General features: G+C 68.4%; 11 protein-coding genes. All 11 read right to left on the reverse strand.

The genetic code is table 11. The features are described from left to right. The coding region (locus AC3WOS_RS12455; protein WP_492716276.1) for an Hpt domain-containing protein at positions 1 to 539 on the reverse strand (539 nt) is incomplete at its 3' end. After that, entirely contained in the window at positions 536 to 1,210 is a 675-nt protein-coding gene (locus AC3WOS_RS12460) for a chemotaxis protein CheW (RefSeq protein WP_492716277.1), read from the reverse strand. The genes AC3WOS_RS12455 and AC3WOS_RS12460, both read right to left, overlap by 4 nt. Before the next feature lie 10 nt (positions 1,211 to 1,220). After that, entirely contained in the window at positions 1,221 to 2,594 is a 1,374-nt protein-coding gene (locus tag AC3WOS_RS12465; protein ID WP_492716278.1) for a CheR family methyltransferase, read from the reverse strand. Then, positions 2,591 to 3,049 carry a chemotaxis protein CheW gene (locus tag AC3WOS_RS12470; protein WP_492716279.1) on the reverse strand — a complete coding sequence of 153 codons (459 nt, stop codon included), beginning with the start codon at positions 3,047 to 3,049 and terminating at the stop codon, positions 2,591 to 2,593. The genes AC3WOS_RS12465 and AC3WOS_RS12470 overlap by 4 nt, the downstream gene beginning before the upstream one ends. A 22-nt stretch (positions 3,050 to 3,071) precedes the next feature. After that, positions 3,072 to 4,886: a methyl-accepting chemotaxis protein gene (locus AC3WOS_RS12475; RefSeq protein WP_492716280.1), complete on the reverse strand. Its 1,815-nt coding sequence runs from the start codon at positions 4,884 to 4,886 to the stop codon at positions 3,072 to 3,074. 29 nt (positions 4,887 to 4,915) lie between these two features. Further along, positions 4,916 to 6,727 (reverse strand): methyl-accepting chemotaxis protein, encoded by a 1,812-nt coding sequence (locus tag AC3WOS_RS12480; protein ID WP_492716281.1) that lies wholly within the window; start codon positions 6,725 to 6,727, stop codon positions 4,916 to 4,918. 248 nt (positions 6,728 to 6,975) lie between these two features. Continuing rightward, complete coding sequence (locus AC3WOS_RS12485) at positions 6,976 to 8,208, reverse strand: argininosuccinate synthase (protein ID WP_492716282.1); 1,233 nt, start codon at positions 8,206 to 8,208, stop codon at positions 6,976 to 6,978. Positions 8,209 to 8,235: 27 nt separating this feature from the next. After that, a complete protein-coding gene (argF, locus tag AC3WOS_RS12490; protein ID WP_492716283.1) occupies positions 8,236 to 9,165 on the reverse strand; it encodes an ornithine carbamoyltransferase in 930 nt (309 codons plus the stop codon). Positions 9,166 to 9,350: 185 nt separating this feature from the next. Then, the gene (locus tag AC3WOS_RS12495; protein WP_492716284.1) at positions 9,351 to 12,188 is read right to left on the reverse strand and encodes an ATP-binding protein; all 2,838 of its coding nucleotides are present in this window, start codon (positions 12,186 to 12,188) and stop codon (positions 9,351 to 9,353) included. A gap of 137 nt (positions 12,189 to 12,325) precedes the next feature. After that, on the reverse strand, positions 12,326 to 13,234 hold the full coding sequence (gene rsgA / locus AC3WOS_RS12500) for a ribosome small subunit-dependent GTPase A (RefSeq protein ID WP_492716285.1): 909 nt from the start codon (positions 13,232 to 13,234) through the stop codon (positions 12,326 to 12,328). Then, positions 13,231 to 13,602, reverse strand: coding sequence for a 4a-hydroxytetrahydrobiopterin dehydratase (locus tag AC3WOS_RS12505; protein ID WP_492716286.1), 372 nt, complete (start codon positions 13,600 to 13,602; stop codon positions 13,231 to 13,233). The genes rsgA and AC3WOS_RS12505 overlap by 4 nt, the downstream gene beginning before the upstream one ends. Positions 13,603 to 13,610: the final 8 nt, after the last annotated feature.

Below are 13,610 nucleotides of genomic sequence, written 5' to 3' on the forward strand. Positions count from 1 at the left end.
GGGAGGGGACCTTCGTCCGCTGGCCCGGCGGCCGGTGTCGGCACGGCAGTGGTGGCGGTTGGCGCGCTGGCCGCAGGCGTGGCCGGTGCGGCGGCCGGTGGCGCAAACGATGGCGGCTCCGGCAGGAAGGCGATATTGGCGATCAGGTCCATGGTGGTGCGGATGGGAGCGGCGTTGCCGGCCAGCCAGGCGTCGGCGCCGGCGTCGTCCAGCCGCGCGATCTGCAGGATCAGGTCGACCCCGGCCAGCAGCGCATCGACCCGGTTCGGCGTCAGTTGCATGCGGCCCTGCTGGGCGGCGACAAAGCTGTCCTCCATGCCGTGCGCCAGCTGCACCACAATGTCCAGCCCGACGATGGCGGCCGCCCCCTTGATCGAATGGGCGGCGCGCATCATCGCCTCCAGCGCGCCGGCGTCGCCCTTCAGGCGTTCCACCGCCAGCAGCCCGTCGGTCAGGATCTGGGTCTGGTTGTCGGCCTCCATGCGGAACAGGTCGCGCATGGAGAACTGGCTCAAATCGCCCTGCTGGTCCTGGCTCATCGCAGCGTCCTCGCAAGTTGGTGGCCGATCAGGGCCGCGTCCAGGCAGCCGATATGCATGTCCGCGTGCGACAGCACGCCGGACAGGTAGCGTTGCAGCCCCTTGTTGATGGTGGCGGCCGGCGGCTGCACGGTGGCCGACGCATAGCGCACGATGCCGTGCAGGTCCGCCACCGGCAGCGCGAACGCCTGCTCCTCCCAGCGTACCACCAGCAGCCGCGCGAAGGTATGGCGGCCGGTGGCGGCCACGCCTTCCGATTCGTCTATGCCCAGCAGGGCCGCCAGCGACATGCAGGGATAGAGCGTGCCGCCCACGTTGACGATGCCGCGCAGTTCGCGCGCATGGCGGTGCGGCAGCCGGTGCGGTGCCGCCTGCGGCGCCACGGACTGGAAGATGGACGTGGGCAGCGACAGCCATTCGCGGCCGATGCGAAACACCAGGCAGGAGGCGTCGGGCAGGGCGCCGGCATCGTCGGGCTGGCGGAAGTGGTCGGCCCATTCGCGCCTGTAGCTGTCGCCCACGGCGCGCTGCATGTTGCGTTGGGCCGCGTCGGCATAGACTTCGCAGTTGCGGCAATGGATATGGCGCGCCAGCTTGTCGCAGCTCTGGTCGCCGCTGACGCCGATGCGGTTCCAGCAGTTGACCAGGATAGGGCTGTCCAGGTTCGTCATGGTCTCTCCTTCAGGACGCCAGCTGGCGCTGGTAGACGCGCGCGGCGCGTGCCTTCAGCGCGGCGGCGGCCGGGTCGCGGTTGTGCTCGGCCAGCAAGGCCAGGTGGCACAGCGCTTCGTAATGGTCGGGGCGCAGGTAGATGCAGCGCCGCCAGTGCTCTTCCGCCCTGGCCAGCTTGCCGGCCTGCTCGTTCAGCAGGCCGAGGATGAAATAGGCGTCGGGGGCATCGGGCGTCTGCGCCAGGCAGGTCTGGCAGGCCCGCTCGGCCTCGTCGAAGCGGCCCAGGTCGGCCAGCTTGCGGGCTTGTTCCAGCAGCGCGGCCGGGGCAGCGGCCGTCCCCGGCGGCGGGGCGGACGCGGGTAAAGGCGCCCGCCCGGCAGCCGTCCAGGGGCCCGCTGCGGGGCCTGGGACGGGAGCGTCCGGCAGCGTTGATGCCGGCGCGGACGCAGGCCCTGCCCGCAGCGCCGCCACGGGCGCGGTGGAGCGGCCGCTGGGCGATATGCCGGCGCCCGGCGCCACCCCCGCGCCGGCGGACGTGGCGCGCCGTGCCCGCGCGGCAGCCGCCTTGGCCGCGCCGGCCGGCGGCTGCGCCGGCATCGGCTGTGGCGTGGCTGCGCTGTCCTTTCTCAGGCCGAAGGCCCGGGGAAACTGCAGCGGCGCGAAGCCATGCTGGCAGAACGCCGGCACTTCCGCATAGCCGGCAAAGAGCAAGCCGTCGTCGGTCAGCAGGGCCGCCAGGCGCTCGACGGCGGCCTTGGTGGTGGGCTTGTCGAAATAGATCAGCAGGTTGCGGCAAAAGAGGACGTCGTAGGCCGGCAGCTTGCCGGCATCGAGCGCGAACAGGCTGCCCTGGCGAAAGCGCACCTTGTTGCGCAAGGCGTCGCCGATGCGGTATTCGTCCTCGCCCGTGCGCGTGAAATGGCGCTCGCGGAAGGCCAGGTCGTCGCTGCGGAAGGCGTTGCGCCCGTAGACGCCGGCCTGGGCCCGCGCTACACAAGTCGGGCTGATGTCCCAGGCGTCGATCAGGTAGCGTTCCGGCGCCACCCCCGCGTCGGCCAGCGCCATGGCCATCGAATACGGTTCCTCGCCGCCGGCGCACGGCACCGACAGGATGCGCGCCACCCGGCCCGCCTCGGCGCCGGCCAGCACGGCCTTGACGTGGACGGTGGCGGCCTGGAATGCGACCGGATCGCGGAACAGCCACGATTCGGGCACCACCACCAGTTCCACCAGCTGCGTCAGTTCCTCCGGCGACAGGGCGGCCAGGTAGGCCTGGCGGTCGGTCACGCCCAGGCGCTCCATGCGGCACGCCATGGCCCGTTCGGCCGCCGCCTTCGACAGGTTCAGGCCGGTGGCCTGGCGCAGGGTGGTCTGCACATTCATGACGCGGCGCTTTGCGGCTGGAACAGCATGGCGCGCAGGTCGGGCGGCAGCAGCCGGTCCGGTTCCACCAGCTGCACGATGCCGGTGGCGTCGCTGGCCACCTGGCCGAGGAAGGGGGCGGCGCGCACGCCGCTGTCGGCCAGCGCCGCCGCGTCGACTTCGCCGACGCCCAGCACCCGTTCGGCCAGCAATCCCAGCAGATGGGTGGCGCCGTCCGGCGCGCGGTAGTGGACCAGCAGGATGCGGGTGTCGAAATGCTGCTGGCCCGGCGCCGTGCCGGCCAGCAGGCTGAGGTCGACCACGGGCACGGACTGGCCATGGAAGTCCATCAGGCCGGCCACGGCGGCCGGCGCCAGCGGCAGCTGCTTGAGTTCGAGCAGCGGCAGCACGCGCACCACGTCGCGCAGGCGCAGTGCGTAGCGGTCGGCGCCGATGTGAAAGAGCAGCTGTTTCATGGTCCTATGTTCTTTTTCGCCATTACGCCGCCAGCGTGAAGTTGCCCACGCCGGACTGCAGATCGCCGGCCGCATACTGCAGCTGGCGCACGGCCTCGCTGGTGGCCTTGAGCGATTCGACGGTCTGCTGGGTGGCGTCGTTGAGCTGGACCATGGTGCCGGAGATCTGTTCGGCGCCCACGGCCTGCGACTGCATGCCCTGCAATACGGCGTCGAACTGGGGCGCCAGCTTCTGCACCTGGTCCATCACGCCCGACAGCTGGTCCGTCACCTGGCGCACTTCGCCCACGCTGCGCCGGATCTCCTCGGAGAATTTGTCCATGCCCATCACGCTGGCCGAGACGGCCGACTGCATCTCCTTGAGCATCTGCTCGATGTCCCAGGTGGAGACGGAAGTCTGGTCGGCCAGGCGCCGAATCTCGGTCGCCACCACGGAGAAGCCGCGGCCGGCCTCGCCCGCCTTTTCCGCTTCGATGGCCGCGTTCAGCGACAGGATATTGGTCTGGTCGGCCACCTTGGTGATGGTCACCAGCACGCTGTTGATGTTGCTGGCCTTTTCCGACAGGGCGGCCAGCTTGGCGTTGATGGAGTCGGTGGCCGCCACCATGTGCTGCATGGTGCCGTCCATGCGCTGCAGGTTGGCCTGGGCGTCGGCCGTGGCGCTGGTGGTGTAGTCGGCCACGGCGGTGGCCTGCTCCATGGTCTTGAGCAGGGCGCTGGTGTTGGCCGAGATTTCCTTGGTGGTCGACAGGATCTCGACGCTGGTCTGGGCCTGCTCCACGCCCGTCGCTTCCTGCTGGCGGGCCGAGGCGGCGATTTCCGTGGCCGAACTGGCGACCTGGATGCCGGCTTTCTGGACGTTGTTGATCAGTTCGCGCAGATTGCCCAGCATGGTGGCGATGCCGTGCCCCAGCTGGCCCACGGCGTCGCTGCCGGCCACGCCGACCTGGCCCGTCAGATCGCCCGAGGCGGCCCTGGAGACAACGGCCAGCAACGCGTCCACCTTGGCCTTGAGGGTGTTGGTGGTGGCCAGCTCGCGCGCCTGGTTGTCCTCCACCGCCTGCGCCATGCGGTTGAACTCCTGCGTCACCACGCCCAGTTCGTCGTGTCCCAGCACGGGCGCCCGCGCGCCAGATTCGCCGGCCGCGATGCGGCCCACGGCCGCCGTCAGCTGGTTCAGTGGCGTGAGCAGGGCGCGCACCAGCAGCCAGGCCACGGTCAGCGCCAGCGCCAGGCTGACCACGCCACCGACCGTCAACACCAGCACCATCGATTGCTGCTGGCGGACCGACTCCTCGGCCCGCTGCTGCAACAGCCGCTGTTCTTCCGCGCGGGCGTTATCGAGCAGCTGGTACAGCCCGCCGATGACAGGATTACCATGTGCCATTTCCGGCGTATGGCCGATGGTGGAGGCCGCGTTCGGCGCATCGCCCAGCGCGCGGCGCTCGGCCAGCTGCGGTTCCAGCACCTGCTTGATCCACGTGTCGAGACGTGCCTCGAACTGGCGCAAGTGGCCCTGCTGGCTGGGATTGTCGGCCGTCAGCGTCTGCAGGCGTTGCACGGAACCGGGCAGGTCGGCCAGTTCCGCGTTGGCTCGTACCAGCCGCGGCTCGGCGCCCGTCAGGTAGTAGCCGCGCGCCTCCACCTGCACTTGCAGCAAGTCGGTATGCAGGCGGTCGATCGCCTGCAGCACTTCCAGCGAGTGCCGGTCCAGGTGGCGCGCTTCGGACAGGCGGATGAAATTGAGGTAGGCCATGGTCAGCAACAGCAGCACGATGGCGACGATGGCGCCCAGGCCGTAATACAGTTTCTTGCGGATGCTCAGGTTGGCTAACATGGCGTGCTCCGGGAAAGGGATGGGCCGCCTCAGGCGGCAAGGGCGAAATTGGCCACGCTCGATTGCAAATCGCCGGCCGCATACTGCAGCTGGCGCACGGCCTCGCTGGTGGCCTTGAGCGATTCGACGGTCTGCTGGGTGGCGTCGTTGAGCTGGACCATGGTGCCGGAGATCTGTTCGGCGCCCACGGCCTGCGACTGCATGCCCTGCAATACGGCGTCGAACTGGGGCGCCAGCTTCTGCACCTGGTCCATCACGCCCGACAGCTGGTCCGTCACCTGGCGCACCTCGCCCACGCTGCGCCGGATCTCCTCGGAGAACTTGTCCATGCCCATCACGCTGGCCGAGACGGCCGACTGCATCTCCTTGAGCATCTGCTCGATGTCCCAGGTGGAGACAGAAGTCTGGTCGGCCAGGCGCCGGATCTCGGTCGCCACCACGGAGAAGCCGCGGCCGGCCTCGCCCGCCTTTTCCGCCTCGATGGCCGCGTTCAGCGACAGGATGTTGGTCTGGTCGGCCACCTTGGTGATGGTCACCAGCACGCTGTTGATGTTGCTGGCCTTTTCCGACAGGGCGGCCAGCTTGGCGTTGATGGAGTCGGTGGCCGCCACCATGTGCTGCATGGTGCCGTCCATGCGCTGCAGGTTGGCCTGGGCGTCGGCCGTGGCGCTGGTGGTGTAGTCGGCCACGGCGGTGGCCTGTTCCATGGTCTTGAGCAGGGCGCTGGTGTTGGCCGAGATCTCCTTGGTGGTCGACAGGATCTCGACGCTGGTCTGGGCCTGCTCCACGCCCGTCGCTTCCTGCTGGCGGGCCGAGGCGGCGATTTCCGTAGCCGAGCTGGCGACCTGGATGCCGGCCTTCTGGACGTTGTTGATCAGTTCGCGCAGATTGCCCAGCATGGTGGCGATGCCGTGGCCCAGCTGGCCCACGGCGTCGCTGCCGGCCACGCCGACCTGGCCCGTCAGGTCGCCCGAGGCGGCCCTGGAGACGACGGCCAGCAGCGCGTCCACCTTGGCCTTGAGCTGGCTGGAAGCATCGAGTTCGCGCGCCAGGTTGTCTTCGATGGCCTGCGCCATGCGGTTGAATTCCCGTCCCACTTCGCTGTATTCATCCTTGCCGCCGGCGTCGGCCCGCACCCCGGCCTGGCCGGCCGCGATGGCGCCGACGGCCTGGATCAGGCGTCCCAGCGGATCGAGCACGGCGCGCGCCAGCAGCCACGCCACCAGCAAGGCGGCGGCCACGCACAGCACGCCGCCGGCCGACAGGGTCAGCTGCATGTTCTGCTGCAGCTGGGCCGATTGCTGCGAGCGCACGGCCAGCAGCTTTTCCTCCTCGCCGCCGATCTCGGTGAGCAGGCTCTCGATGGCGCTGATGTGATTGAGCCCGACGGCGAGCAGGGGCGCCACCTTGTTCAGCTCCAGCGTCACGCCGTTCTTGTCCGCCTCGGCGCGACGCGCCATCACCGGTCGCACCACGTCCGCCAGCCAGCTGTCGAACAGCTTGCCCAGCCTGGCGATGCGTTCCTGCTGGGCCGGATTGTCGGCCGTCAGCGTGCGCAGCTTGTCGATGTGCTGGCGCAGCAGCGCCTCGTTGGCGGCGCTGTCGCGGAAACGGCTGTCGCCCGTCAGCAGATAGCCCCGTTCGTTGGCCTGCATCTCCAGCGCGAGGATGTCGACCTTGTCGCTTTCATGCAGCACTTCCAGCGTGTGGCGGTCCCAGCGGCTGGCGTCGGACAGGCGCTGGAAATTGGCGTAGGCCAGCACCAGCAGCAGCAGGATCAGGCCGAGGATGGCGGCAAAGCCCAGATAGAGTTTGCTTTTGATGCTCAGGTCTTTGGTCACGGCGGCTCCGGTGTGGGGCGAGGGGAAGATGATGGCAATGTAACATTTTGCCGGGCGCGGCGCGAGGATCATGTTGCAGCGACGATCCGCACCGGGCGCCATAAAAAAATGGGGACGTACCCCATTTTCACGTTTTCCTGAAAATGGGGTACGTCCCCATTTTTTTGTGGGGTGAAAAAAAGAACGGGCCGCTGTGGCAGCGGCCCGTGGTGGGGCGGGCGCGGGGCGCCCGCTGCCCGTGCGGCGAATTACTGGCCGCGCTTGAGGCGGGCGTTCGCGGCGATGCGCATGCGCAGCGCGTTCAGCTTGATGAAGCCGCCGGCATCGGCCTGGTTGTAGGCGCCGCCGTCTTCGTCGAAGGTGGCGATGTTCATATCAAACAGGGAGTCGGTCTTGGAGTCGCGCGAGACGACGATCACATTGCCCTTGTACAGCTTGACGCGTACCCAGCCGTTGACGGTGGACTGGGTGTGGTCGATCAGCGTCTGCAGCGCCACGCGCTCGGGCGCCCACCAGTAGCCGTTGTAGATCATGGAGGCGTAGCGCGGCATCAGGTCGTCCTTCAGGTGCGCCACTTCGCGGTCCAGCGTGATCGATTCGATGGCGCGGTGCGCCTTGAGCATGATGGTGCCGCCCGGCGTTTCATAGCAGCCGCGCGACTTCATGCCCACGTAGCGGTTTTCCACCAGGTCCAGGCGGCCGATGCCGTGCTTGCCGCCCAGGCGGTTCAGTTCCGTCAGTACGGCAGCCGGCGACAGGCGCACGCCGTTCAGGGCCACGATGTCGCCCTTTTCGTATTCGATGTCCAGGTATTCCGGCGCGTCGGGCGCCGCTTCCGGGCTCACGGTCCAGCGCCACATCGATTCTTCCGCTTCCGCGCTGGGGTTTTCCAGGTGGCGGCCTTCGAACGAGATGTGCAGCAGGTTGGCGTCCATCGAATAGGGCGCGCCGCCCTTCTTGTGTTTCATGTCGATCTCGATGCCGGCGTCTTCCGCATACTTGAGCAGCTTTTCGCGCGACAGCAGGTCCCATTCGCGCCACGGGGCGATGATCTTCACGCCCGGTTTCAGTGCGTAGGCGCCCAGCTCGAAGCGCACCTGGTCGTTGCCCTTGCCGGTGGCGCCGTGCGAGATGGCGTCGGCGCCGGTCTCGTTGGCGATCTCGATCAGGCGCTTGGCGATCAGCGGACGGGCGATCGAAGTGCCCAGCAGGTATTCGCCTTCGTACACGGTGTTGGCGCGGAACATGGGGAACACGAAGTCGCGCACGAACTCTTCGCGCACGTCGTTGATGTAGATGTTTTCCGGCTTGATGCCGAACTTGAGCGCCTTGGCACGTGCCGGCTCCAGCTCTTCGCCCTGGCCCAGGTCGGCCGTGAAGGTGACGATTTCACATTGGTAGTTATCCTGCAGCCACTTGAGGATGACGGAGGTATCGAGTCCGCCCGAATAGGCCAGGACTACTTTCTTGATGTCGCTCATTTTCGATTCCAATCTACGGTTCTACGGTTATTCTTTGCTGTCGATGCGGCCCAGCAGCAGGTATTCGATCAGCGCCTTCTGGATGTGCAGGCGGTTCTCGGCTTCGTCCCACACCACCGACTGCGGGCCGTCGATCACTTCGGCCGCCACTTCCTCGCCGCGGTGGGCCGGCAGGCAGTGCATGAACAGGGCGTCGGGCGCGGCGCGCGCCATCTTGGCGCCATCCACGATCCAGCCGTCGAAGGCGGCGATGCGGGCCGCGTTCTCGGCCTCGTAACCCATGCTGGTCCAGACGTCGGTGTTGACCAGGTGCGCGCCTTCGCAGGCGTCGGACGGGTTGGCAAACAGGGTGTAGCGGTCGGTCGACACCAGCGACATGTCCATGTCGTAGCCCTTGGGGGTGGACACGTTGACGTGGAAGCCGAACACTTCGGCCGCCTGCAGCCAGGAGTACAGCATGTTGTTGGCGTCGCCGATCCAGGCCACGGTCTTGCCCGTGATGGGGCCGCGGTGCTCGTAGAAGGTGAAGATGTCGGCGAACACCTGGCAGGGGTGGTGTTCGTTGGTCAGGCCGTTAATCACCGGCACGCGCGAGTTGGCGGCGAAACGCTCGATGATGTCCTGGCCGAAGGTGCGCACCATGATGATGTCGCACATGCGGCTCATGACCTGGCCGGCGTCTTCCACCGGCTCGCCGCGGCCCAGCTGGGAGTCGCGCGTGTTGAGGTAGATGGCCGCGCCGCCCAGCTGGTGCATGCCGGCCTCGAACGAGAGGCGGGTGCGGGTCGAATTCTTTTCAAACACCATCACCAGGGTGCGGTCGATCAGGGGATGGTAGATCTCGTAGTTCTTGAATTTCCGTTTGATCAGGTGCGCCCGCTCGATGACGTACTCGTATTCGGCCAGCGTAAAGTCGGAAAACTGCAGATAGTGTTTGATCGTTTTTTGGTTAGACATAGTCACGGCGAGTCACAACGGATAGGGGCGTGGGCGCGGGGCGATGTGCCCGGGCGGCCAGCACAGCAAATCAATTATAAAGGGAATTTGGCGAAACGGCCTAACGGCGGCAGATTATGCTGTCTATACAGGTTAGCGGCGCGGCGCCGGGCAGGCGCTTGCCGCGCGGGCCGCCGCGCCGCTGCTCAATGGTAGATGCGCGGCGCGCTGGCGGCGTCGTGCTGGGGCGCCGTCAGGGGCAGGTCGAGCGTGAACACGGTGCCGTCGGCGCCGCTGGCCACGCTGATCTGGCCGCCCAGCAGCGAGGTGACGATGTTGTAACTGATTGACAAGCCCAGCCCGCTGCCGCCCTGGCCCAGCTTGGTGGTGAAGAAGGGGTCGAAGATGCGCGACAGGTGTTCCGGCGCGATGCCGTTGCCGTTGTCGCCGAACAGCACCAGCACCCGGCCCTCGACCGGGGTGGCCGCGCGCAGCCACATGCTGCCCGTCTGGCCGCGGCTGAAGGCGTGCAGCAGGGCGTTGTTGATGAGGTTGGCGATCACCTGGCCGAACGGGCCGGGATAGCTGTCGAGCGCGATGTGCTCGGGCACCTCCGAGGCGATGCCGTGGCTGGAGGCGCGGATGCGGTTCATCATGGTGGCGATCAGCTCGTGCGCCACCTGCTGCAGGTTGAACATGCGGCGCTGCTCGGTGGTGCGGTCGACGGCCACCTGCTTGAAGCTGTTGACCAGGTCGGCCGCGCTGGTCAGGCCCCGCATCACCAGCTCGGACGCCTTTTTCGCGTCCGTCACATAGGCGCTCAGGTCGGAGCGGCGCAGGCCGGGGCCGTTCATCTGCCGTTCCAGCTGCTCCGTCTTCTGGGCCAGGGTGCTGGCGATCAGCAGGCTGTTGCCGATCGGCGTGTTCAGTTCATGCGCCACGCCGGCCATCAGGGAACCCAGGGCGGCCAGCTTTTCCTGCGACAGCAGCTGGGCCTGGGCATCTTTCAACTGGCGGTAGGCCTGGGCGTTGTCGATGGCGATGGCGCCATAGGCGCACAGGGTGCGGAAGATCAGCCGTTCCCGCGCGCCGTAGGCGCCGGGGCGCAGCGCCTGTACCGTCATCACGCCCAGCGCCCGCTCGCCCACCAGCATGGGCGCGAACAGGGCCGACATGCTGGGCAGGGTGCCGGGGGTGCGGGTGTCGTGGGTCTCGCTGGGCACGTGCTCGATATAGACTTCGCGCCGCTCGCGCAGGCTGCGCACGGAGTGGGCATGCGGATGGTCGAGGGCGATGGTGTTGGTGGCCAGCGGCCGGCCCGCCTCCACCCCGAAGGCGCGGCTCAGGGTGGCGCCGCCGGGATCGGTCAGGTAGACGGCATAGGTGTCGGCCGGCAGCAGGGCGTGCACGTGGCGGTCCAGCGCCTGGAATACGGCTTCCACGTCCAGGTGGGTGGTGATCTCCTGGCCGATGGCCGACAGCCGTTCCAGCGTGTCGCTGGTCTGCTGCAGCACTTCGGCCCGGCGCGCCTCGGAGGCGGCCAGTTCGCGGTGGTGCTGGCCCTCGGCCCGCGCGTGCTCGGTCTGGTGGTGTACCTGCATGGCGATGGCGCGGTTGGTGGCCTCCTGGCTGTGGGTCTTGTCGCGCGCGGCGCTGGCGGCCAGCGCCGCCTCGTAGGCCTGGGCGTAGCTGCCCACCTGGGCGTACTCGCGCGCCAGCGCCTCGAGCAGGTCGCCGGGCAGGGTGTAGCCGTCGATGGTGGAGGCCACGGCCAGCGCCTGGTGCAGATAGTGCAGGGTAGCGTTGAGCTCCGTCATGCCGTCCGGCGCCGGCAGCCGGTGCTCGGTGTGGATCAGGGACAGCACGCGCAGCGCGGCGATGTGGTGGTAGGCGTTGGCCTGGGCCGCCGCCAGCGCCACGGCCTGCTGCGCCGTGGCCAGCGCCGCCTGATCCTGGCCGAGGAAGCACAGGGCGTGGGCCTGGCCGCGCCGGGACACGGTCTGGAAGTCGGCCTGCCGCAGGGCGTCGCCCCGCTGTTCGAGCCGGCGGAAGGTGTCCAGCGCGCGCCCGTAGTCGCCCTTGTCGAGCGCCAGTTCGCCCAGGTATTGCAGCGCCACCGCGTAGCTGCGCGCGCCCGATAGGGGCGCCAGGATGGCCAGCGCTTCCTGCAGCAGTTCCTCGGCCGCGTCCAGCCGGCCCAGGCGGCGCATGGTGTCGGCCGTGTGCATCATGCACGCGCCCACGCTGCGCGGCCAGCCCGTGGGGCGGGCCAGGTCGAGCGCGCACTGCATCCATTCCAGCGCCGAGTGGTGGTCGTTCAGGTTGGTGAAGTCTTCGCCGATGTTGGTGGCGGCCGTGATGGCGGCGCGCAGCTGGCCCGTCTGCAGGGCCGTCTCGTAGCACTGGATGTAGTGGCCGGCTGCCGTGCCGAAATCGCTCGACAGGCTGGCCGCCAGGCCCAGGAAGTCGCTGATCCAGGCCGCCGCGGCCGGCGGCTGGCGCTCGCGCAGCGGGGTCAGATGGGGATCCCAGCGCTGGCGGGCGGCGCGCGTGTCGCGCAGCACGTCCCAGCGCGCCATGGTCGCCTCCATCACCGTGGCGCGCAGGCTGTCGCCGGCGCGCCGGGCCGCCGCCAGCCCCAGCGCCAGTTCATCGTCGCAGCGGTCATGGTCGCCGCGGTCGATGGCGATCCAGGCCCGCAGCCAGTGGGCGTCGGCGCAGCCGGCCAGTTCGCCCTGGGCGCACAGCTCGGCGTAGGCGGCGTTGGCCAGCGCCTCGGCATGGTCGAGTTCGCCCTGCAGCCACAGGTGCTCGCCGCGCACCAGTTGCAGCCGTGCCAGGCAGGCGCGGGCGTGTTCGGCATCGGTGGCGGCGTCCGGCAGCAGGGTTTCGGCTTCGTCGGCCAGGGCGGCGGCGCGGGCCGGGTCGCGCTGGCGCAAGTGCCAGGCCAGCCGCACCAGCGGCGCCAGGCGCACTGCCCCGCGCAGCGGCAGCAGGGCCGTTTCCCATTGCGCTACCGCTTCGTCGACCACGAACATTTCCATCGTCTACCTCGGACAGGTGGGGACAGGCGCCGGCGGGCCGGCGCGTCACAAGTGGCGCCGGCAAGCCGGCGTTTCATTGCCTCACGGAATTGTAATCCTTAGTGACGGGATTTGTGCAACTGGTAACGCGATTGTTTTTAATACAGCGTTTGCGCCGACTCGTGCAGCAGCTGGCCGTACAGCGTGTGGCGCATGCGGGCGATCTTGCCCGCCTCCACGGCGGCCAGGATGGCGCACTGGGGCTCGATCAGATGCCGGCAGTTGTAGAACTTGCAATGGCCGAGATAGGGGGCGAAATCGACGAAGGCCCGCTCCAGCATGCCTTCGCTCAGGTGGTACAGGCCGAACTCCTGGAAGCCGGGCGAGTCGATGATGGACGAACCGGGCCCCAGCGCCGGCAGCTGGTACAGGCGGGTGAAGGTGGTGGTGTGCTTGCCCGTGTCGAGCGCGGCGGAGATTTCACGCACGGCGATGTCGGCGTCCGGCACCAGCAGGTTGATCAGCGAGGACTTGCCCATGCCGGACTGGCCGATCAGGATCGACGACTGGCCCGCCAGCAGGGGCGTGAGGGCGGCCACGGTTTCCTCGGGCCGGCCCTTGGCCGACACTTCGTGCACCGGATAGCCCAGCGCCGCGTACGGTTGCAGCCGCTCGCGCGTCTTGGCCAGCGATGCCGTCACGTCTGTCTTGTTGAGGATCAGGCGGGCCGTGATGCCGGCCGCCTCGGCCGCCACCAGCGAGCGCGACACCAGGTCGTCGGCAAAGCCCGGCTCGGTGGCCACCACGATGAACAGCTGGCTCACATTGGCCGCCAGCAGCTTGGACTTGTACTGGTCGGAGCGGTACAGCAGGGTCTGGCGCTCATCGATGCTGTCGATCACGCCCTGGTCGGGCGAGGTCAGCGTGACCTGCACCCGGTCGCCCACGGCCACGTTGGTCTTCTTGCCGCGCGTGACGCACTGCAGGCGCAGGCCGTCCGCGTCGGCCAGGTAGTGGCGGCCGTGAGCGGCGATGATGGTGGCGCCGGTGGTGGTGGCGCGGCTCATGCGCGCACCGCCTGGTCCTGCGCCGCCGCGTCCTGCACCAGGGCGCCGGCCCTGGCCGCGCAAATGAAATCGTTCAGGGACAGGCCGCCGTGGCCGCCGTTGACGGAGTGGGTGTGGTAGCGTACCCGGCAGTTGTTATAGGTCACGGTCAGTTCCGGATGGTGGTCTTCGTTGTGGCTGAGCCAGGCCAGCGCGTTGACGAAGGCCATGGTGCGGTAATAGTCGGCGAACGGGAAGTCGCGGCACAGCCGGCCGTCATCCAGCCGCCAGCCGGGAATCCGGGCCAGCAGGGCGGTGGCGTCGTCTTCGGCCAGCGCGGCCGTGGTGTGGGCGCAGTGCGTTTGCAGCAGGTCGGCGGTGGTGGGCATGGTGTGCT

The organism is Rugamonas sp. FW305-51 (assembly GCF_058786935.1).

Excerpts from the sequence above, each read along its gene's own strand:
- AC3WOS_RS12460 (WP_492716277.1), bottom strand. The coding sequence starts at position 1,210 with ATGACGAACCTGGACAGCCCTATCCTGGTCAACTGCTGGAACCGCATC.
- AC3WOS_RS12465 (WP_492716278.1), bottom strand. The coding sequence starts at position 2,594 with ATGAATGTGCAGACCACCCTGCGCCAGGCCACCGGCCTGAACCTGTCG.
- AC3WOS_RS12470 (WP_492716279.1), bottom strand. The coding sequence starts at position 3,049 with ATGAAACAGCTGCTCTTTCACATCGGCGCCGACCGCTACGCACTGCGC.
- AC3WOS_RS12475 (WP_492716280.1), bottom strand. The coding sequence starts at position 4,886 with ATGTTAGCCAACCTGAGCATCCGCAAGAAACTGTATTACGGCCTGGGC.
- AC3WOS_RS12485 (WP_492716282.1), bottom strand. The coding sequence starts at position 8,208 with ATGAGCGACATCAAGAAAGTAGTCCTGGCCTATTCGGGCGGACTCGAT.
- argF (WP_492716283.1), bottom strand. The coding sequence starts at position 9,165 with ATGTCTAACCAAAAAACGATCAAACACTATCTGCAGTTTTCCGACTTT.
- AC3WOS_RS12495 (WP_492716284.1), bottom strand. The coding sequence starts at position 12,188 with ATGGAAATGTTCGTGGTCGACGAAGCGGTAGCGCAATGGGAAACGGCC.
- rsgA (WP_492716285.1), bottom strand. The coding sequence starts at position 13,234 with ATGAGCCGCGCCACCACCACCGGCGCCACCATCATCGCCGCTCACGGC.
- AC3WOS_RS12505 (WP_492716286.1), bottom strand. The coding sequence starts at position 13,602 with ATGCCCACCACCGCCGACCTGCTGCAAACGCACTGCGCCCACACCACG.